Below are 19,584 nucleotides of genomic sequence, written 5' to 3' on the forward strand. Positions count from 1 at the left end.
GGGGGGCGGCATGGGGTCGTGTGTCGGACTAGTCGACGGTGAAGCCCTGTTCCTTGCCGTACTTGATGGAGGCGTCCTGCCAGGACTTCAGGCCGGCGGAGAGCTTGGTGTCGCCGATGTAGGCCTTGCCGACGGTGTCGTTGAAGATCGAGTTGGCGTACTGCTGGAAGGGCAGGTACGACCAGTCGGAGGCGACGTTGGCCGCGGACTCGGCGAAGATCTCGTTGGCCTTCTGGCCGCCGAAGTACGGGAACTCCTTGTTCAGGAACGCGTTGTCCTGGAGCTCCGCGGTGGTCGCCGGGAAGGCGCCCTCCTTGATGCGGGTCGCGACGCCGTCACCGGAGTTCGCGTACTCGACGAAGGCGTAGGCGAGTTCCTTGTTCTTGCCCAGCGCGGGCACGGTCAGCGCGCTGCCGCCGTTCTCGGTGCTTGCCTTGTCGCCCTTGGTCCAGGCCGGCATCGGGGCCGCTCGCCAGTCACCGGAGGCGTTCTTCACGCCGGTTTCGAAGTTGGCCGGCATCCAGGCGCCGCTGGGCAGCGTGGCGATGGTGCCGTCGCCCAGGCCCTTGTACCAGTCGTCGGTCCAGCCGTTGATGGGTGCGACGAGCTTCTCGTCGATGAGCTTCTGCCAGGTGGCGGTGTACTTCTTGGCGCCCGCGTCGTCGAAGTTGATCGACACCTTGGTGCCGTCGACCTTGTAGGGACGCGAACCGGCCTGCCACAGCAGGCTGGTGGTGAGACCGGCGTCGCCGGCGTCGGCGGCGATGAAGACCTTGGGGTCGGCCTCGTGCAGCTTGCGGGCCGCCTCGACGTACTCGTCCCAGGTGGTCGGGACGGCGATCTTGTACTTGTCGAAGACCTTCTTGTTGTAGAACAACGCCATCGGGCCGGAGTCCATCGGCAGGCCGTAGGTCGCCTTGCCCTCGCTCACCGCGTTCCACGGGCCCGGGGTGTACTTGGACTTGAGCTTGTCCGCGCCGAAGGGGGTCAGGTCGCTGAGGCCCTTGGTGAGGGCGTACTGGCTCATCGCGAAGTACTCGACCTGCGCGACGTCGGGGACGCCCTTCTTGGCCGAGATGGCGTTCGACAGGGCCGTGTAGTGCTTGTCGCCGGAGCGCTCGCCGACCAGGTTGATCTTGACCTTGGGGTACTTCTTCTGGAAGTCGGCGGCGACCGACTTCAGCGTGGGCTCCCAGGCCCAGACAGTGACCGAGCCACCCTTCTTGAGGGCCGCCTGGATGTCGTCGGCGGAGACCGGCTTCTGGCCGGAGCTGTCGTCGTCGGAGCCGCCGCAGGCGGTCGCGCCCAGGGCGAGGACGGAGAGGACGGCGAGGCCGCGCATCAGGCGGCGTGTGGTTCTGCGCATGGAGGTGCTTCCACTTCTTCGTGGGTGGGACAGGGTGAGGGTGAAGGGATGAAGGTGAAAGAGACGGGACCGAGGGGGCCTTGCGGGCGGGGTCACTCCTTGACGCTTCCGGCGGCGAGCCCGGACTGCCAGAACCTCTGCAGCAGCAGGAACGCGGCGATCAAGGGGATGATGGTGAGCAGCGAACCGGTGATCACCAGGTTGAAGATCACGTCACCGCCGATCGTCTGCGCCTGGTTGTTCCAGGCGTCCAGACCCAGGGTCAGGGGATACCAGTCCGGGTCCTTGAGCATGATCAACGGCAGGAAGTAGTTGTTCCAGGTGGCGACCGTGGTGAACAGCAGCACGGTCACGGTGCCGGGGGCGAGCAGCGGCAGGGCCACCTGGAAGAAGGTGCGGATCTCGCCCGCGCCGTCGATCCGGGCGGCCTCCATCAGTTCGTTGGGGATCGCCTCGGTGGCGAAGACCCACATCAGATACAGGCCGAAGGGCGAGACCAGCGAGGGGATGATCACCGCCCACGGGGTGTCGGTGAGTCCCATCTTGCTGAACATCAGGAAGGTGGGCACCGCCAGCGCGGTGCCCGGGACGGCGACGGCACCGATGACCACGGCGAACACGGCGCGCTTGCCGGGGAAGGTGAACTTCGCCAGCGCGTAGCCGCCCAGGATCGCCAGGAGGGTGGCACCACCGGCACCGAGGACGACGTACAACAGGGTGTTCAGCAGCCAGCGGACGAAGATGCCGTCGTGGTACGAGAACGTCTGACTGATGTTGTCCCAGAGGGCGAAGTCGTTGCTGAACCACAGCCCTGACGAGTCGGCGAGCCCTTCCTGGGTCTTGGTGGCGCTGATGACCAGCCACACCAGGGGCACCACGGTGTAGAGGAGGATCAGGCCGGTGAGCACGGTCAGCAGAACGCTGCGCTTGGGGCGCCCGGGAACGTGCCCCTTGCGCGTGCGCAGGCGGGGCACGCCCTTGGAGCCGCCGGAGTTCTGAGCGGGTGCGGGCTGGGAGGCGGTGGTGACGGAGCTGCTCATGTTCACGCTCCCTTGCGCATGCCGCGGAGCTGCACGACATAGGCGATGACCATGGTGATCAGGCCCATGATGATGGCGACCGCCGCGGAGTAGTTGTGCTGCTGGCCGTTGAAGGACAGCGAGTACGTGTAGAAGTTCGGGGTGAAGTCCGTCGTGATCGCGTTGCGCGCCAGCGGTCGCAGGATGGCCGGCTCGTTGAAGAGCTGGAAGCTGCCGATGATCGAGAAGATCGTCGCGATGACCAGGGCACCACGGATCGCGGGGAGCTTGATGGCGCTGATGACCCGGAACTGCCCGGCGCCGTCGATCTCCGCGGCCTCGTAGAGCGAGCTGGGGATGACCCGTAGCGCGGAGTAGAAGATCAGCATGTTGTAGCCGATGAACTCCCAGGTGACGATGTTGCCGATCGACGCCAGGACCAGGTCTGACGAGAGCGGGTCGGGCAGGGTGACATCGAAGGCCGAGTTGATGTCGCCCACCAGTCCGTACTTCGTGCCGTACATGAAGCCCCACATCAGGGTGGCGACCACGGCGGGCACGGCGTACGGCAGGAAGATCACGATGCGGAAGAAGTCCTTGCCGTACAGACGCCCGCTGTCCAGCGCGAGGGCGATCAGCAGGGCGATGCCGAGCATGATCGGAACCTGTACGGCCAGGAAGAGCGCGACCCGTGCGAGCGAGTCCCAGAACTGCTCGTCCTTCAATGCCTGTGTGTAGTTGTCCAGGCCGACGAAGGTGGTGCCACCGATCAACTGGTCCCGGAACAGGCTGAGGTAGATCGAGTACACGATCGGGGCCAGGAAGACGAGGGCGAACACGGCCACGAAGGGACCGATGAAACCCCACCCCGTCCAGGAGCGGCGGTCCCGTTTCGCCGGAGGCCGGTCCGGGCGCCGCTTGGCTGCCGCCGGCGGTTGTAGCGTCGTCATGTCGTTCCTCGCTCGTCCCTCTCGCGAACCCGGCGTCGTGCGCCGCTGATGTTTGCGTAAACATCCAGTCCCGAAGCAGGTCGTGGCCTGTTATGTTTACGTAAACATCTGATGGCGGCATGTCTACACTGCCCCGTTGACGGTGGTCAAGGGTCATTTGAGGAAACTGCGGCTCGGACAGCGAGGGAGACGGGTGGACACAGCGGACAACGCCTCGGTGAGCAGGCCGAAGGCGCCGGCACGGGCCGGAAAACGGGCTTCCCGCCGGACGCAGAGCGCGTCCATGGCGGATGTCGCCCGACTGGCGGGCGTCTCCTCGCAGACCGTCTCGCGAGTCTCGAACGGTTACGCGGGTGTGAACGAGGAGACCCGGCAGCAGGTCCTGGCAGCCATGCAGGAACTGGGCTACCGGCCGAACAGCGCCGCCCGGGCGCTCAAGCGCGGCGAGTTCCGCACCATCGGTGTCATCACCTTCGGCCTCTCCACCACGGGCAACGTGCGCACGCTGGAGGCGATCGCCACCTCGGCGGCGCACGAGGGGTACGCGGTCACGCTGCTGCCCGTCGCCGTTCCCACGCAGGACGAGGTGCGCGGCGCGTTCTCCCGGCTGGGGGAGCTGGCCGTCGACGCCGTCATCGTCATCCTGGAAGTGCACCTGCTCGACGCGGTGGCCCTCACCCTGCCGCCGCACATCCAGGTCGTCGTGGCCGACTCGGACGCCGGTGACCGCTACACCGTGGTCGACACCGACCAGGCGGGCGGGACCCGCGCCGCGGTGCGGTATCTGCTCGACCTCGGTCACGAGACCGTCTGGCACCTGGCCGGTCCCGAGGAGTCCTTCGCGGCCCAGCGCCGCGCCGACGCCTGGCGTGCCGAACTCACCGAGGCGGGCTGCACGGCGCCGCCGCTGGTGCGCGGCGACTGGTCGGCCGAGTCCGGCTACCGGGCCGGCCTCGAACTCGCCGCACAGCGGGACTGCACGGCGGTGTTCGCGGCCAACGACCAGATGGCGCTGGGCCTGCTGAGGGCCCTGCACGAGCAGGGCCGGTACGTGCCCGAGGACGTCAGTGTCATCGGCTTCGACGACATCCCCGAGGCGGGGTCCTTCCTGCCTCCGCTGACCACCGTCCACCAGGACTTCGCCGAGGTGGGGCGCCGCTGTGTGGAGGGCGTGCTGCGGCAGATGCGGCACGACGCGGCGGAACACGGGACGACGCTTGTGCCTACGCGGCTCGTGGTGCGGGACAGTACGGCGGCGCCGCGTTCGCGGTGAGCGTGTCGCGCCGCGGGGTGTGCGTCGTCGGCCGCGGGTCCGTCGTGCGTGGCACGGGGCGTGGTGTGCGTTGTCGTGTGCGGCTGCGTCGTGGCTGGTCGCGCGGTTCCCCGCGCCCCTGAAGGGGGGGCCAGGGGAGCCGTCGGCCGGATCAGATGGCCGACTTCTCCATGGCCCCCACGATCGCGTCCCAGAAGTGGGACCTGGCCTCCAGGGCTAGGGTCGCCGTTTCTGCGGCTTCCTTCCAGCGGGTGTCGTCGTCGCCGCAGAGGTCCGCCACCATGGCCATCGCCATGGGTGTGTGCTCCTCGCCGTCCACCTCGATGTGCCGGGCCAGGTAGTCGCAGAAGATCGGGAACCGGTCGGAGCCCTCCTTCTTGATCACCTGGTCGAACATGTCCGGGATGAGGTCCTCCCGGGAGAAGGCGAAGGCCGCCGCCCGGCAGTGCAGCGGCCTGTCGAGGATGATCCCGAACGTCGTGGTGACGAACTCGGCCGCGGGGACCGGTACTTGGGCGGCCCGCAGCGCAGCCTGCACGTCATGGCCCTCCCCGAGCAGCGCGAGGAACGTGTCCAGGCGTGAGGTGTCCGCCCCCGCTTCGGCCATGCCGCCCCGGTAGAGCTCGAAGTGGCTGGTGAAGCCGCCGTCCAGCTCGTCGCTCTCCTCCACCAGCACGATGTCGTTGATGAGCCGACGGCTCACCTGTGAACCGCGCGGCAGCCAGGGGACGTCCACACACGTCAGCTCCCGCTGGAGGGACTTCAGCAGCGACATGAAGTCCCACACCGCGAAGACGTGGTGCTCCATGAAGGTCGCCATGTCCTCCCGGGTGCTTATCCGCTGGTAAATCGGATGGGCGGTCACTTCTTTTCTGGCCGGTTCGATCTCGGCGCGCACCCGGTCGATTCCCTCGTGGGTCATGCTCCAGTCATACCTGGACATGGATCTCCTTCTTGCTCTTTCGGATCCGGCTGATTCGGCTCGACTCTCGACTCTTCACGTCGCCGGCGAACGGTGCCCCCGAGACCGATGGTGCCGCCTTTTTCGAGAACCCGGCAAGCGGTTTCAGGAATTCACAAATGTTACCCGAAGTACTGCGTGACAAAAGCGGCCAAGGTGGTCAGAAGGGTGACAAAGAGCTGCTTTCCCGGCTGCGCGCAAAAACTCCGTTGAGAGTTGAACATCAACTCTTCCCTTTCCGTATTCCGAGGCGTGACCAGGAATCCCGTTACCGTCACCGTCGCGTATCGAGTGGTACCGGGCCGCGAGGCCGAGTTCCACTCCTGGGGGTGGGGTGTGCTGCGTGCGACCGCGCAGGAACCGGGCTTTCTCGGCGGTGGCGTACTTGTCGACGGAGAGGCGGAGTGGCATGTGGTCTACCGCTTCACCAGTGAAGGTTCGGCCGTGGCCTGGGACAACTCGGTCGAGCGGGCGGAGTGGCAGGCCCGTGGGGAGATGCTGGCCCGGGAGACGGGCCGACGGACCGTGCAGGGTTCGAAGGCCTGGTTCGAGTCCCTGACCGAAACCCCTTCCGCGACCGCGGCGGCACCACGTCCGCCACCGAAGTGGAAGTTATGGTTCGTGAATATGAGCGCGGTCTTCCCTCCTGTACTCATATTCAATTTGCTGGTGCTTCCTTATCTCGGTGACTTCAACCCTCTCATCCGCACCTTGTTCCTCTGCCTGGCCGTGACGGCCATTGTCACGTGGATACTCATGCCGCGGCTGCAGCGTTTCTTCAAGAAATGGCTGTACCCGCCGCTGCAGGCGATCCGTGGACGGCACAAACGACGGGCTGCACAAGGCTGAGAACGACCAAAGGGGGGTGGGCGGGTGAAGACCCTGCTCATCGACAACTATGACTCGTACACATACAACCTGTTCCAGCTGATTGCCGAGGTCAACGGCCAGGAGCCGGTGGTGATCCTCAATGACGCCTCGGCCGACGATCTTCCGGACCTCCGGGGGTTCGACAACGTGGTGGTGTCCCCGGGACCGGGACACCCCGCTCAGGCACGCGACTTCGGCATCAGCGCCACAGTGCTCGCCGAGTCCTCGATCCCCGTCCTCGGCGTCTGCCTCGGACACCAGGGCATCGCGGCGGGCGAGAGCGCCCGGGTGACGGCCGCACCGGAGCCCCGGCACGGCCATCTCTCCAGAATCCGGCACACGGGCGAAGGCCTGTTCAGCGGCCTCCCGCAGGACTTCACCGCGGTCCGCTACCACTCGCTGTCCGTACGGGAACCGCTGCCGCCGAGCCTCAAGGGCACCGCCTGGGCCGAGGACGGCGTCCTGATGGGGCTGCGCCACCGCACCCGGCCGCTGTGGGGCGTGCAGTTCCACCCCGAGTCGATCCTCACCGAGTACGGCCACCGGCTGTTCCTGAACTTCCGCAGTCTCACGGCGGCGCGCAGTCGCGGGGTCCGCCTGACCAAGTCCCGTACGCGGGAGTCCCGTACTCGCGAGTCCCGAACCGAAGCTGGCGCCGCCACGGCGTTCGTACCCCGCCCCCGGCGCTCCGCGCCCGTCGGGTACCGGCTGCACACCCGCCGGATCGCGACCGCCGTGGACACCGAGGCGGCCTTCACCCGGATGTGCGCCGACGCGCCCAGAGCGTTCTGGCTGGACAGCTCGCGGGTCGAGGAGGGGCAGTCCCGCTTCTCGTTCTTCGGCGACGGCACCGGTCCGCTGGCCGAGTTCGTACGGTACGACGTCGAGTCCGGTGTCTGTGAGGTCGAGCGGCCAGGGCGGCCCCCGCGCAAGGTGCGGGCCAGCGTCTTCGACTATCTGAAGCGGCAGTTGGCGACCCGGCGGGTGGACGCCGGCGAGCTGCCCTTCGACTTCACCGGCGGATACGTCGGCTACTTCGGATACGAGCTCAAGGCCGACTGCGGCTCACCGAACCGCCACCGGGCCGAAACCCCGGACGCCTCCTGGCTCTTCGCCGACCGGCTGATCGCGGTCGACCACCAGGACGGCTTCACCTACGCCCTCTGCCTGGCGGAGAACACCCCGCAGGGCACGCAGGACGCCGGCGACTGGCTCGACAGCACGGTGGCGCAGCTGAGCTTCGTGTCGGCGGCCGGGCCCGCCGTGACCCCGCAGGCCGCCTCCGAGCCGGACCTGCACGCCGCCGAACCCTGGCTGGTACGTGACCGCGAGACCTACCTCGCCGACATCGAGGCGTGCAAGCGCGAGCTGAACGCCGGCACGAGCTACGAGATCTGTCTGACCGACGCCGCCGAATTACCCGCGCCACCCGACCCGTTGGCCTACTACCGGGTCCTCCGGCGCATCAACCCGGCGCCCTACGCGGCCTTCCTGCAGTTCGATGACCTGACCGTGGCCGGCGCGTCCCCCGAACGCTTCCTGCGGATCACCCGGGACGGCCTCGCCGAGGCCAAGCCCATCAAGGGCACCGCGCCCCGCGGCGACCGGCCGGAGGAGGACGCCCGGCTGAGGGACTCGCTCGCCGCCGACGCCAAGACCCGCGCCGAGAACCTGATGATCGTCGACCTGCTCCGCAACGACCTGGGCCGCGTCTGCGAGACCGGAACGGTCCGGGTGCCGCGCCTCATGGCCACCGAGACCTACGCCACCGTGCACCAACTGGTCTCCACCGTCGAGGGCCGCCTCCGTGAAGGCACACAAGCCGTCGACTGCGTACGTGCCTGCTTCCCCGGCGGCTCGATGACCGGAGCGCCGAAACTGCGCACGATGGAGATCATCGACTCACTGGAGACCGCCGCCCGCGGTATCTACTCCGGAGCCATCGGCTATCTCGGCTGCAGCGGTGGAGCCGACCTCAACATCGTCATCCGCACCGCCGTCTTCACCGGCGGCCGGATGCACCTGGGAGCCGGCGGCGCGATCGTCCTCGGCTCCGAACCCGAAGCGGAGTACGACGAGATGCTGCTGAAGACCGCCGCGCAGTTACGCGCCCTCCGCGAGACCACGACCGCCGAGCCGGTCTCCCTGCAGGAGCAGATCCGATGACGCCCACGACCTCCGCCCCGAGCCCCACCGACACGGCCGATGGCACCGAGACCGAGGCCGGGAACCTGGCCTTTGGGCTGGCCGCACTTGCCGAGGGCCAGGGCTGGACCGACCGGCCCGCCTTCCACCAGGGCCACCGGGCCTGGACCCACGGCGAGGTCCACGACCTCGCCGCCCGCGCGGCGAGCGTGCTCGCGGACCACGGTGTCTGCCCCGGCGACCGGGTGCTGCTCGTGCTGCCCGACTCCCTCGCCTGGGTCACGGCGTTCCTGGCCACCGCCCGGCTCGGCGCGGTCGCTGTCCTCGTCAATCCCGAACTGCCCCCGGCCGACCACGAGTTCATGGCCGAGGACTCCGGAGCCGCCCTCTGTGTGACAGGGCCCGGACTGGAGGAGCGGTTCGCCGGCCGGACCCGGCTGGGCGCCGACCAGCTCGTCGCGCTCACCCGCAGCACCCCGCCGACCACCGGCGCCCACCCGGCAGGACCGCGCACCCCGCTCTACATCCAGTACACCTCCGGAACGACCGGCACCCCCAAGGGAGTTGTGCACTGCCACGGCGACCCCGGGACGTACCACGAACTCATCGGCGACCCGCTGCTGCGCATCACCCCGGACGACGTGACCCTCTCGGTGTCGAAGCTGTTCTTCGCGTACGGCTTCGGCAACGCCTTCGTCTTCCCGCTCTTCTCGGGGTCCTCCGCCGTACTGGTCGACCGGCGCCCCTCGCCCGCCGCGGTGGACGAACTCGTCGCCCGCCACCGGGTCACCCTGCTCTACTCCGTCCCCTCGGCGTACGCCGCCCTGGTCGCCGACCGGGCCGACGGACACGCCGCCTGCTTCGCCTCCGTACGCGCGGCGGTGTCGGCCGGCGAGGGCATGCCCGCCGGACTCGGCGAGCGCGTCACCGAACTGCTCGGCGCACCCGTCCTGGAACAGATCGGCTCCACCGAGGCCGGGCACGCCTTCTGCGCCAACAGCCTCGACGCCAACACCCCCGGCACCGTCGGCCGCCCGGTTCCCGGCTTCGACGTGGAGCTGCGCGACCGCGCCGGACACCTGGTGGCGGACGGCTCGGAGGGCGAACTCTGGGTCAAGGGGCCGACGTTGACGACCGGCTACCTGAACCTGCCCGGGGAGACGGACCGCGTCCTCGTCGACGGCTGGCTCAACACCCGGGACCGCGCGTGGCGCGAACCGGACGGTACCTACAGGCACTTGGGCCGCTCCGACGACATGGAGCTGGTCGGCGGCATCACCGTCTCTCCGCTGGAGGTGGAGGCCGTGCTGCGCAAGCACCCGGCGGTACGCGAGGTCGCCGTCGCGGCCGTCACCGACGACCGCGGCGCGACCGCTCTGCGGGCCTACGTCGTCATCGGTGTGTCGCCCTCGACCGCCCCCACCTTCGCGGCGACCAGGTCGGGCCTGGAGTCCGAGCTCATCGCCCTGGCCCGCACACACCTCGCTCCCTTCAAGGCCCCCAGAACCGTCCACGTCGTGCCGTCGCTGCCCCGCACCCCGACCGGCAAGCTCCGCCGCCACCTCGTACGCCAGGGCGCGTGGTGACCGTGGCCATGACCGCGAACACCCCAGAAAGGAAAGGGCACATGCCACAGCCGCAGTCCCTGCTCTCCGATCGTGGGTTCTATCTCGGCCCGATGTTCCAGCAGGCCGCCGCCCGGCACGGAGCCGTCCCGGTCACCCTGGACCGGCCCCTGGACGTCAACCCCGACCTCGGTCTCGACCTCAGCTACCCGGTGCTGGCCGCCCTGGTCGAGGACCTGTCCGGGCGGCTGTGGGAGGCCGGTGTCCGGCCCTCCGAGCAGGTCGTCGTCCACAAGACGGACAACGTCGACATCGTCCTGCTGACCTGTGCCGTCTCCCGGATCGGCGCCGTCCCCGTCCTCCTCTCGCCAGGCCTTGAGGGTCCCGTCGTCGGCCGGCTCCTGAAGCGGCTCCGCGAGCCCTGGCTGGTCACCGACCGGGCGAAGCTCGCCGGACCGCTCAAGGACATCGACATCGCCCGGCTCGTCCGGCAGACCCTCACCGTGGACGACGCGCCCGGAGCGGTCCCGCTGGACAAGTACGCCGGCGCCCCGCCCCACGGGCCCGTCCGGCTGCACCCGCGCGAACCCGCGCTGATCACCCACAGCTCGGGCACGACCGGCACCCCCAAGCTCGCCGTGCACTGCCCGAACACCATGTGGAACCGGCTCGTACCGCAGAAGGCCATGGGCTGGCCCACCCGCGGCGAGACGGCGGCGCTGCACATGTCCTTCGTGCACTCGCGCTTCTACCACCTGCTCGGCGTACTGCTGCACTTCGGCAGCCCGCTGCTGTTCATCACCGACCCCGAGCCCGCCGCCGCGGGCCCGCTGCTCGCCCGGCACCGCCCCGGAATCGTCGAGACCCACCCCAACACCTTCGTACTCTGGGAGGAGTTGGCCGACGCCCCCGGCGCACCTTTGGCCCGCGTCCGCTCGTACGGCAGCACCTTCGACGCGATCCACCCGCGCACCGTGCAGCGGCTGCTCGGCGCGTCGAACCGGCGCTCGCCGTGGCTGATGCAGCTGTACGGGCAGAGCGAGACGGGCCCGGTCGCCTTCCAGTGGTACACGCGCCGCAGCGCGGCCAGGGCGGACGGCCGCCGCGTCGGCATCGCCATCCCCGGCTTCACCCGGGTCCGGATCGCCGACAGCGAGGGACGGCGGACCCAGCCGGGTACAGCGGGCCGCATCGAGGCCCGCACCAGGGGCCGGATCCTCACCTACCTCGGCGCCCAGGACCAGTACGACCGTCAACTGGGCGACGGCTGGTGGCAGATGGGCGACATGGGCTACCGGAACCGGTGGGGCGCGCTCTATCTGATCGACCGTGAGATCGACCAGATCGACTCCGTGCACAGCAACCTGGAGATCGAGGACACGCTGATGTCCCGCCTCGACGAACTGCGCGAGGTCGTCATCGTGCCGGGTGTCGACCGCGAGCCGGTACCGGTGGTGGTCGTCCGGGGCGAACAGCCCCTCGACCTGCAACGCTGGCACGAGGCGACCGCCGACCTCCCCAAGATGACCTACCCGCGGCAGTGGCGGTTCGACGAACTGCCGATGACCTCCACCTGGAAGGTCAAGCGGGTGGAGATCACCCGCATGCTCACCGAGAGCGCGACCGCCACCGCTACCGCGACCACCGAGCATCCCGGTGGCGCCTGACGTGAGCCAAGTCATCGTCGTGGGCGCCGGGCCCGTGGGCATGTCGGCCGCACTCGGCCTGCGCGCCCACGGACTCCCGGTCACCCTCGTGGAAGCTGATCCCCAGGGACGCGAACGGCCGGGCAGCCGCGCCCTGTTCGTCCACAAGGAGACACTTCAACTCCTCGAAGGAATGCGCCCCGGGCTGGCCGCCCGCATCACGTCGTACGGACGGACCTGGCAGACCAGACGCACCCTGTACCGGGGCCGCGAGGTGTACGCCAAGTCGTTCCCGCCGCCTTCCTTCCCGCCCCCGTTCACGAGTCTGCGCCAGGTGGACACCGAGCGGTTCCTGCTCGCGGCCTGCGAGGCGGCCGGAGTGGACATCGCCTGGGGCGCGCGCGTGACGGGGGTCAAGGTCACCGACTCCTCGGTCACGGTGAGCAGCGAGGACGGGCGCGGCTGGACGGGTACCCATGTCATCGCCGCCGACGGCGCCCGCTCGGCGGTCCGGCGCGAGCTGGACATCCCCATGGAGGGCACCCGTTCGGAGGGCTTCCACGTCGTGGTGGACGTGTCCGACATCCCCGGCGCCGACCTGCCGTTGGAGCGCGTCTTCCACTACGAGCACCCCGGTGTCGGTGGACGCAGCGTCATGCGCGTGCCGTTCACCGGGGGCTTCCAGGTCGACCTGCAGTGCCGTGACGACGACGCTCAGGAGTCCTACGGCACCGAGGAGGCGGTACGGCGATGGCTGCCCGCGGTCGTGGGGGAGGGGTACGCCGACCGGATCCTGTGGGTGTCGACATACCACTTCCTCCGCAAGGTCGCGGCGACCTTCACCGACGAGGAGCACCGCGTGCTGCTCGTCGGCGAGGCGGCCCACCTCTTCCCGCCCTTCGGCGCCCGCGGCATGAACAGCGGAATCGCGGACGCGGCGGCGGCAGCGACGGCGGTGGCCGCCGGCACCACGGAGGCGGTCGCGGAGTTCGCGGCGGCCCGGCGGGCGGCGGCCCGGTTCAACAGCGACGCGGCCGGCGCTGCCCTGGACCATCTGCGGCCCAGCCGTCGAACCGTACGGGCGAAACAGTGGGCCGCGGCGGCCCTGGCACCCGTACTGCCCTGGTGCGGGGCCTGGTTGGAACACGCACCGTACGGTCCCAGGAACGGATCACCGGCGAGCGCCGGCCGGAAGTACTGACCGGAGCAACTGAAAAACCCGACGCACCGGCCGTACTGATGGACGTACCGAGAGGAGAAAGTATCTTGATGACACAACCGGCAACCGCAGAGGGGCTGTTGGCGTGGATGCCCGGCCGTGGTCTGATCGCCGGCCTGGCGGCCGACACACAGCTGCTGGTCGCGGACTCCTGGCTCGTCCGGGACGGGCAGGTGCGCGGTCTCGACCGGCACCGCGAGCGGTTCCTGCGATCCTGCGGCGACTGCGGAGGTCCGTCCCCCGATCAACTCGACGAGTTCTGGCGGGACATGACGGCCGCGCTGCCCCGTACGGGATCGTGGTTTCCCCGCGTCGAACTGGTGGCCGGCTCCCTCCAGTTGCGGCTGCTGCTGCGGTACGCGCCGCCGATCGCTCCGGAGGTACGCGTGTGGGCGGCGGGCCAGCCGGACCCGAGAACCGTGCCACGACGCAAGGGACCGGACCTGGACGTGCTGGCCCGGGTCCGCCAGCGGGCGAGGGGACAGGGCGCGGAGGAGGCGGTACTGATCGCCCCCTCGGGCCTGGTGCTGGAGGCGGCGACCTCCAGCGTGCTGTGGTGGGAGGACGACACCCTGTGCCTGCCCCCGCAGCAACTGCCGATCCTGGCCGGCGTCACCACCGGCCTCATCCAGGAGCGGGCCTTGCACACCGGGATCCGGATGGCCCACCGCGAGCGGACCCTTGAGCAGCTCGCCGGGCGGGAGGTGTGGCTGGTGAACGCCCTGCACGGAATTCGTCCGGTGACCGGCTGGGAAGGCCGGCCCATGGAAGCGGGTCAGGACCTCTTCGCCAAGGAATGGCGGGAATGGCTGGACGGCCTGATGGAGCCCCTGCCCCCTGCTTGATCCGATAAAGAGCCTGATCCAATAAAGAGGGGAAAAGAGGGGAAAGGTTCGCGCCGGACCGAATGCGTTCGGCCCGGCGCGATTACACGTATTCGAATTCAGTGAATTTCCTGGATCACTTCCAGGGGATCACTCAGGCCTTCTTCTGGGCCGGCTGATAGGCGCCCGGAATCATCCGTGTCGCGATGGCGATGCGGTTGTACGCGTTGATGACGGTGGCCGCCCAGATCAGTGCCGCGAGCTGTGCCTCGTCGAAGACCTCGGCCGCCTCCGCGTAGACCTCGTCCGGGACGTGCCCGTCGTGCACCAGCGTCACCGCCTCGGCCAACGCCAGCGCGGCGCGCTCCCGTTCGTTGAAGAAGGGCGTCTCCCGCCAGGCGTTCAGCGCGTACACACGCTGCTCGCTCTCGCCCTGCGCGCGGGCGTCCTTCGTGTGCATGTCGATGCAGAACGCGCAGCCGTTGATCTGTGAGGCGCGAATCCGGATGAGTTCAAGGATCTCCGGCTCGACCTTGGCGTCCTGCGCCGCCAGAACGGCCGCGCCGTGCAGCGCGCCCATTGCTCCCGATACGTCTGGGGTTATTTTCTTGAGGGCCACGCGGGGTGTGGATTCTGTCTTCGGCATGGACCGACTCTATCCGCCTTATGGCCTCCAGGAAACGGAAACTGTGCGAATAGCCGTGTGACGATTTCCCGGACGGACGGCTATCGTGCGGCCATGAACGGATCTGCCGAGCGTCCGCTGCTCTTCCTCGATGTCGACGGCCCGCTCATTCCCTTCGGGGCGGCCTCGGGTCAGTACCCGGGCGGGTATCCGACCTACGGGACCGACCCGGTGGGGCCCGACGAGAATCCGCTCCTGGCCAGGATCAACCCCGCGCACGGATGCCGCTTGATGGCTCTGCCGTGCGAGCTGGTCTGGGCCACCACCTGGATGGCCGAGGCGAACGAGACCATCGCCCCGCGGCTCGGTCTCCCCGAACTGGCCGTCGTGAGCTGGCGGGAGCCGGACGACGAGGAGGCCGACGGAGAGGCCGACGGGGAGGCCGAACAGGACGCGCGGCGCGGACTGCACTGGAAGACCCGTGCCCTGGTCGACCGGGCCGCCGGTCGCTCGTTCGTCTGGGTCGACGACGAGATCGCGGACATCGACCGGGCCTGGGTCTCCGCACACCATCGCGGGCATGCACTGCTGCACCGGGTGGATCCTCGCCAGGGCCTCACCGACGCGGACTTCGACGCCCTCGGCGAGTGGCTGGCCACCGAAGCCACCGACGGTTTCTGACTCCTGGATCACCCGACGGGCCTCCCGCCTCCGTACGACGCCCCATATGACGGTGTGATCAAAGCATCGTTTAATGGGGAAAATCGTGATCATTCACGGCGGGAGCAGCCCATGTCGCCAACGCGGTCCAGTACAGGGGATGGGCAGCGCGCACCCGGGCTGCTGCGCAGGCTGGGGGAGTGGTGTGCCCGGCACTTCGTGATCGTCATCGTGGCCTGGCTGGTCGTGCTGGCCGCCCTGCAGGTGCTGGACCGCTCGTTCGGCGGAGACTACTCGGACGACTTCCAGCTCCCCGGGGTCCAGTCGGAGCAGGGTCTGGACGTACTGAAGGAGCACGACCCGGCGGCGGGCGGCTACAGCAGCCAGATCGTGCTGCGCGACGACAAGCAGTCGCTGACGTCGGTGAGCTCGCAGATGGGCCAGACGATCACCGCCCTGCAGAAACTTCCCCACGTGCTCTCGGCGCAGAACCCGCTGACGGCCCCGTCCCAGCAGTCGTCGCAGTCCTCGGGCCAGTCCCAGCAGCCGAACGTGGGCCCGCTGTCCAGCGACGGGAAGACCGGATACATCACCATCCGCTTCGACGTACAGCCGTCGACCCTCGGCGACTCGTACCTCGACGGAGTGGACAGCTCGGTGCAGCCCCTGAGGTCGGCGGGCGTGGAAGTCGAGTACGGCGGCCCGCTCGGTGAACTCGCAAGGCCCGCCGCCGACGACCGGATCAGCGAGCTGATCGGGTTCGCGGTGGCGATCGTCGTCCTGCTCGTCGGCTTCGGCAGCGTGCTCGCGGCGGGCATCCCGCTGCTGACCGCCCTGATCAGCGCCGTGGGAGGGCTGGCCTGCCTGGGTCTGCTGGCCACGGCCTTCACCTTCGCCACGGTGTCCCCGACGCTGGCCACCATGATCGGCCTCGGCGTGGGGATCGACTACGCGCTGTTCCTCATCACCCGCCACCGGCAGAACCTCATGAACGGCGACGACCCGGTCCGCGCGGCGGGCCGGGCCACCGCCACCAGCGGCCGGGCCGTACTCGTCTCCGGCTGCACGGTGATCGTCGCGCTGGCCGGGCTGTCCGTCTCCGGGGTCAGCTTCATCGGCCTGCTGGGCGTGGCCGCGGCCGTGACGGTCGTCTCGGCCGTCATCGGCGCGCTGACCCTCGTCCCCGCCCTGCTCGGGCTCATCGGCCACCGCATCGACCGCTACCACGTGCGCCACCCCGTCGCGGAGACGAACGCCGCCCCGGGCGAGCCCGTCCAGGGCACCTGGCACCGCTACGCCCAGCGCGTGCAGCGCCGCCCCTGGTGGTTCCTGGTCGGCGGAGTCGTCACCGTCCTCGTCCTGGCGATCCCGGTGCTCTCGATCCAGCTCGGCCACATCGGCGACGGCGCGGACCCCAAGTCGTTCACCGACCGACGGGCCTACGACCTCATGTCGGACGCCTTCGGACCCGGTTCCAACGGACCGTTGACCGTCGTCATCGACCAGACCTCCGTACCGTCCGACCAGCGTTCGTCGCTGGCGACACAGGCGCAGAAGTCGCTCACCGATGTGCAGGGCGCGGCCACGAGCACACAGCTCACGCCCACCCAGGACGGTGACGTGCTGGTGGGCACGGTCTACTCCAAGGAGGCCCCGCAGAGCGCGGACACCACCGACCTGACGAACCGCCTGGTCGACCAGACCCTGCCCCAGGCCGTCTCGGGCACCGACGCCAAGGGCTACGTCACGGGAACCACGGCCGCCCAGGTCGACTTCCGGGACATCGTCGCCGAGCGCCTTCCGCTGATCATCGCGGTGGTGGTCGCCCTGGCCTTCCTCATCATCCTGATGGTCTTCCGGGGCCTGCTCGTCGCTCTCAAGGCGGCCGTCCTCAACGTCCTTTCCATCGCCGCCTCGTACGGCGTGGTCGTCGCCGTCTTCCAATGGGGCTGGGGCGGACCGGCGTTGGGCGTGTCGGGCAAGGTGCCCATCGAGAGCTACGTACCGATGATGATGTTCGCCATCATCTTCGGCCTCAGCATGGACTACGAGATCTTCCTGCTGTCGCGCGTCCACGAGGCCTGGCTGCGCACCGGGGACGCGAAGGCCAGCGTGGCGCACGCCCTGGAGATCACCGCGCGTGTCATCACCTGCGCCGCCCTGATCATGGTGAGCGTCTTCGCCGCGTTCATCGTGAGCGACAACATCGTCGTCAAGATGCTCGGCCTCGGCCTGGCCGTGAGCGTGCTGATCGACGCAACTGTCGTACGCCTGCTCCTCGTTCCGGCCGTCATGACCCTGCTCGGGCGGCACGCCTGGTGGACGCCGCGCTGGCTCGACCGGATCATGCCGCACGTGGATCCGGAGGGGGACCACGACTGAACGGCGACCACGACTGAACGGACGGGGCGCCGTCGCGATCCGTACGGGAGGTGCGGGCCCCCGCCTGCGCAGGGGCCCGCGGTCGGTCAGCAGGCCGAGTTGGTCTGGGTGAGCAGGCCGAGCCGCCACGGCAGACTGTTGTAGTCGCCGCCCGCGTTGGGGTCCTTGCCCTGGTAAAGGTACTGAAGCCGACAGGAGTTGACGGTCAGGGTCTGGTCGTTTCCGGCACGGACGAGTTCACCGTGGCTGATGTCCCTGGTCCAAGTCCCCGAGGGGAAGGCGACGTTGTTGGCTCGGGCGAACGGGTTGCTCTCGGACGCGGCCAGCGGAGACCACGAACCGGCGAGGCTGCCGGCGGTCCAGGACCGGAAGTAGCGCCGCCCGTCCGACCCGATCGCCTCCACGAGCAACAAGTACTGGTTGGTGTCCTGCACCTTGTAGACGTTGCTCGCTTCGAACAGGGCGTACTTGTTGGGGTCCTGGGCCGCGATGACGGTGTTGGTGAACCCGTTCGGGAACTGGCCCAGGGTCGTCTGCGAGCGGTACAGATGGCCGTTGTCGTCGGAGGAGAACAGATAGCAGTTGGCGCTGTCGCAGATCACCCACATGTCCACCCAGTAGCCGCTGCCGATGTTCTGGCGGATGATGTCCGGCATCGACGAGTAGAAGTGGCGCGGCGCGCTCCAGCCGTTCGGATTGCTGATGTCGGTGTTCGTGGAGTACGACGCGTTGCCGGTCTGGTAGACGAGGTACCACGTGCGCTGCGGAGCGAAGTAGAACACCTGCGGCGCGGCCCGGTATCCGGTGCCTATGGCACTGCGGTCCAGATAGTGGTGCGTGGCCGAGGAGGCCTGGGACCAGTCGGTGAAGTTCAGGTACACCAGGTTGTAGCCGGACGCGCTCGCGACACTGGCGAACACGTGCCACCTGCCGTTGTGGTACACGACCGACGGATCCTTGAGCCCGGCGATGTTGTGGGTCGAGTCCGATTTCGGGGACATCAGGACACCACTGGAGCTCCAGCGGTAGCTGCCGGGCAACGCGGCGGCATCGTTCGCATTCCGCGTGGTCGTATCGGACGCACTGCGCGTCGCGGCGGTGGATGCCGTCCGTGGGGGCGAGGCGGACGCGGTCCGTGTGGCGGCGGTGCCGCCCAGCGCGGTCAGCGCCGACTGGAAGGCGGGCTTCTTGTTGCCGCTCCGGTCGAACAGCAGTGGGTTCTCCCCGGCCCGCCAGGAGTCGCTGTCCCGGATGCCCCAGACCGTTATGCCCGTGCAGCGTGACACGTTCATGCAGGCCCTCACCGTGTTCGCGTACGCGGTCGTCGGGGCCTGCGCGATGTCCAGTTCGGTGATCTGTACGTCCACACCGAGCGCGGCGAAGTTCGCCAGCGTGGTCTGGAAGTTGGACGGCGGCCCGCCGGTACCGAAGTGGGCCTGGAAGCCGACGCAGTCGATGGGTACGCCGCGTGCCTTGAAGTCGCGCACCATGCGGTAGACGCCCTGGGTCTTCGCGGCGGTCCAGTTCTCGATGTTGTAGTCGTTGTAGCAGAGCTTGGCCGCCGGGTCGGCCGACCGAGCGGTGCGGAAGGCCTGCTCGATGAAGCCGTCGCCCAGCAGGTTCTGGAACACCGACGGCCGGTGCTGGCCGCCGCTGCCGTCGGCGAACGCCTCGTTCACCACGTCCCAGGAGTGGATCCTGCCCTTGTAGTGGTTCATCACCGTGGTGATGTGGTTGTTCATCACGCCGCGCAGTGTGTTCGCGTCCGTGATGCCGCTGACCCAGCCGGGCAGTTGGGAGTGCCAGACGAGTGTGTGGCCGCGTACGCGCTGTCCGCGTGCGGTGGCGCGGTTGGTGATCTGGTCGGCGGGGCCGAACGTGAACGAGCCGCGGGTCCGCTCGGTGGCGTCCCACTTCATCTCGTTCTCGGGCGTGACCGAGTTGAACTCACGGTCGAGGATCGTCGAGTACGTCCCGTCGCCGAGCTTTCCGGCGGCCACCGCGGTCCCGAAGTACCGCCCCGTCTGGGCTGCTTGGGCGCCCAGGGTGGAGGCCTTGACCTCGGGGGAGTCGGGGGAG

At 68.8% G+C, this 19,584-nt stretch carries 15 protein-coding genes; 9 read left to right on the plus strand and 6 right to left on the minus strand.

Going from position 1 to position 19,584, the window contains the following annotated elements:
• Positions 1-28 precede the first annotated feature (28 nt).
• From AOK17_RS03235 to AOK17_RS03245, 3 genes are all read right to left on the minus strand, one after another.
• Positions 29-1,366: an ABC transporter substrate-binding protein gene (locus tag AOK17_RS03235; RefSeq protein WP_055610722.1), complete on the minus strand. Its 1,338-nt coding sequence runs from the start codon at positions 1,364-1,366 to the stop codon at positions 29-31.
• A 92-nt stretch (positions 1,367-1,458) separates the two neighbouring features.
• Complete coding sequence (locus AOK17_RS03240) at positions 1,459-2,406, minus strand: carbohydrate ABC transporter permease (RefSeq protein WP_055610723.1); 948 nt, start codon at positions 2,404-2,406, stop codon at positions 1,459-1,461.
• Positions 2,407-2,408: 2 nt separating this feature from the next.
• Positions 2,409-3,335: a carbohydrate ABC transporter permease gene (locus AOK17_RS03245; RefSeq protein ID WP_055610724.1), complete on the minus strand. Its 927-nt coding sequence runs from the start codon at positions 3,333-3,335 to the stop codon at positions 2,409-2,411.
• A gap of 283 nt (positions 3,336-3,618) precedes the next feature.
• On the opposite strand from AOK17_RS03245, the gene AOK17_RS03250 reads away from it, so the two are divergent.
• Positions 3,619-4,608, plus strand: a complete 990-nt coding sequence (locus tag AOK17_RS03250; protein ID WP_055610725.1) for a LacI family DNA-binding transcriptional regulator — start codon at positions 3,619-3,621, stop codon at positions 4,606-4,608.
• A gap of 151 nt (positions 4,609-4,759) precedes the next feature.
• On the opposite strand, the gene AOK17_RS03255 is transcribed toward AOK17_RS03250, so the two are convergent.
• Entirely contained in the window at positions 4,760-5,551 is a 792-nt protein-coding gene (locus AOK17_RS03255; RefSeq protein WP_055610726.1) for a DUF3050 domain-containing protein, read from the minus strand.
• Between the two features lie 270 nt (positions 5,552-5,821).
• Here AOK17_RS03255 and AOK17_RS03260 point away from each other — a divergent pair, with 270 nt between their 5' ends.
• The 6 genes from AOK17_RS03260 (at position 5,822) to AOK17_RS03285 (ending at position 13,859) form a co-directional block, all read left to right on the plus strand.
• Positions 5,822-6,418: an antibiotic biosynthesis monooxygenase gene (locus AOK17_RS03260; RefSeq protein ID WP_107102282.1), complete on the plus strand. Its 597-nt coding sequence runs from the start codon at positions 5,822-5,824 to the stop codon at positions 6,416-6,418.
• 24 nt (positions 6,419-6,442) lie between these two features.
• On the plus strand, positions 6,443-8,605 hold the full coding sequence (gene pabB / locus AOK17_RS03265) for an aminodeoxychorismate synthase component I (RefSeq protein ID WP_055610728.1): 2,163 nt from the start codon (positions 6,443-6,445) through the stop codon (positions 8,603-8,605).
• Positions 8,602-10,170, plus strand: a complete 1,569-nt coding sequence (locus AOK17_RS03270; protein WP_055610729.1) for an AMP-binding protein — start codon at positions 8,602-8,604, stop codon at positions 10,168-10,170. The genes pabB and AOK17_RS03270 overlap by 4 nt, the downstream gene beginning before the upstream one ends.
• Before the next feature lie 41 nt (positions 10,171-10,211).
• A complete protein-coding gene (locus AOK17_RS03275) occupies positions 10,212-11,816 on the plus strand; it encodes a class I adenylate-forming enzyme family protein (protein ID WP_055610730.1) in 1,605 nt (534 codons plus the stop codon).
• Between the two features lies 1 nt (position 11,817).
• Positions 11,818-12,996 (plus strand): FAD-dependent monooxygenase, encoded by a 1,179-nt coding sequence (locus AOK17_RS03280; protein WP_055610746.1) that lies wholly within the window; start codon positions 11,818-11,820, stop codon positions 12,994-12,996.
• Between the two features lie 68 nt (positions 12,997-13,064).
• Positions 13,065-13,859: an aminotransferase class IV gene (locus tag AOK17_RS03285; RefSeq protein ID WP_055610731.1), complete on the plus strand. Its 795-nt coding sequence runs from the start codon at positions 13,065-13,067 to the stop codon at positions 13,857-13,859.
• 133 nt (positions 13,860-13,992) lie between these two features.
• On the opposite strand, the gene AOK17_RS03290 is transcribed toward AOK17_RS03285, so the two are convergent.
• Positions 13,993-14,484 (minus strand): carboxymuconolactone decarboxylase family protein, encoded by a 492-nt coding sequence (locus AOK17_RS03290; RefSeq protein ID WP_055610732.1) that lies wholly within the window; start codon positions 14,482-14,484, stop codon positions 13,993-13,995.
• A gap of 93 nt (positions 14,485-14,577) precedes the next feature.
• On the opposite strand from AOK17_RS03290, the gene AOK17_RS03295 reads away from it, so the two are divergent.
• Positions 14,578-15,144 carry an HAD domain-containing protein gene (locus tag AOK17_RS03295; RefSeq protein WP_055610747.1) on the plus strand — a complete coding sequence of 189 codons (567 nt, stop codon included), beginning with the start codon at positions 14,578-14,580 and terminating at the stop codon, positions 15,142-15,144.
• A gap of 111 nt (positions 15,145-15,255) precedes the next feature.
• Positions 15,256-17,505, plus strand: coding sequence for an MMPL family transporter (locus AOK17_RS03300; protein ID WP_055610733.1), 2,250 nt, complete (start codon positions 15,256-15,258; stop codon positions 17,503-17,505).
• A gap of 86 nt (positions 17,506-17,591) precedes the next feature.
• Here AOK17_RS03300 and AOK17_RS03305 read toward each other — a convergent pair.
• A partial coding sequence (locus tag AOK17_RS03305; protein ID WP_055610734.1) for a glycoside hydrolase occupies positions 17,592-19,584 on the minus strand: 1,993 nt, incomplete at its 5' end.

This window comes from Streptomyces phaeochromogenes, from assembly GCF_001418655.1.
Taxonomy (GTDB): Bacteria; Actinomycetota; Actinomycetes; order Streptomycetales; family Streptomycetaceae; genus Streptomyces; species Streptomyces phaeochromogenes.

Bases quoted from the DNA above. Each gene is read 5' to 3' on its own strand.
- AOK17_RS03235 (WP_055610722.1), bottom strand. From the start codon at position 1,366: ATGCGCAGAACCACACGCCGCCTGATGCGCGGCCTCGCCGTCCTCTCC.
- AOK17_RS03240 (WP_055610723.1), bottom strand. From the start codon at position 2,406: ATGAGCAGCTCCGTCACCACCGCCTCCCAGCCCGCACCCGCTCAGAAC.
- AOK17_RS03245 (WP_055610724.1), bottom strand. From the start codon at position 3,335: ATGACGACGCTACAACCGCCGGCGGCAGCCAAGCGGCGCCCGGACCGG.
- AOK17_RS03250 (WP_055610725.1), top strand. From the start codon at position 3,619: ATGGCGGATGTCGCCCGACTGGCGGGCGTCTCCTCGCAGACCGTCTCG.
- AOK17_RS03255 (WP_055610726.1), bottom strand. From the start codon at position 5,551: ATGTCCAGGTATGACTGGAGCATGACCCACGAGGGAATCGACCGGGTG.
- AOK17_RS03270 (WP_055610729.1), top strand. From the start codon at position 8,602: ATGACGCCCACGACCTCCGCCCCGAGCCCCACCGACACGGCCGATGGC.
- AOK17_RS03275 (WP_055610730.1), top strand. From the start codon at position 10,212: ATGCCACAGCCGCAGTCCCTGCTCTCCGATCGTGGGTTCTATCTCGGC.
- AOK17_RS03285 (WP_055610731.1), top strand. From the start codon at position 13,065: ATGACACAACCGGCAACCGCAGAGGGGCTGTTGGCGTGGATGCCCGGC.
- AOK17_RS03290 (WP_055610732.1), bottom strand. From the start codon at position 14,484: ATGCCGAAGACAGAATCCACACCCCGCGTGGCCCTCAAGAAAATAACC.
- AOK17_RS03295 (WP_055610747.1), top strand. From the start codon at position 14,578: ATGAACGGATCTGCCGAGCGTCCGCTGCTCTTCCTCGATGTCGACGGC.
- AOK17_RS03300 (WP_055610733.1), top strand. From the start codon at position 15,256: ATGTCGCCAACGCGGTCCAGTACAGGGGATGGGCAGCGCGCACCCGGG.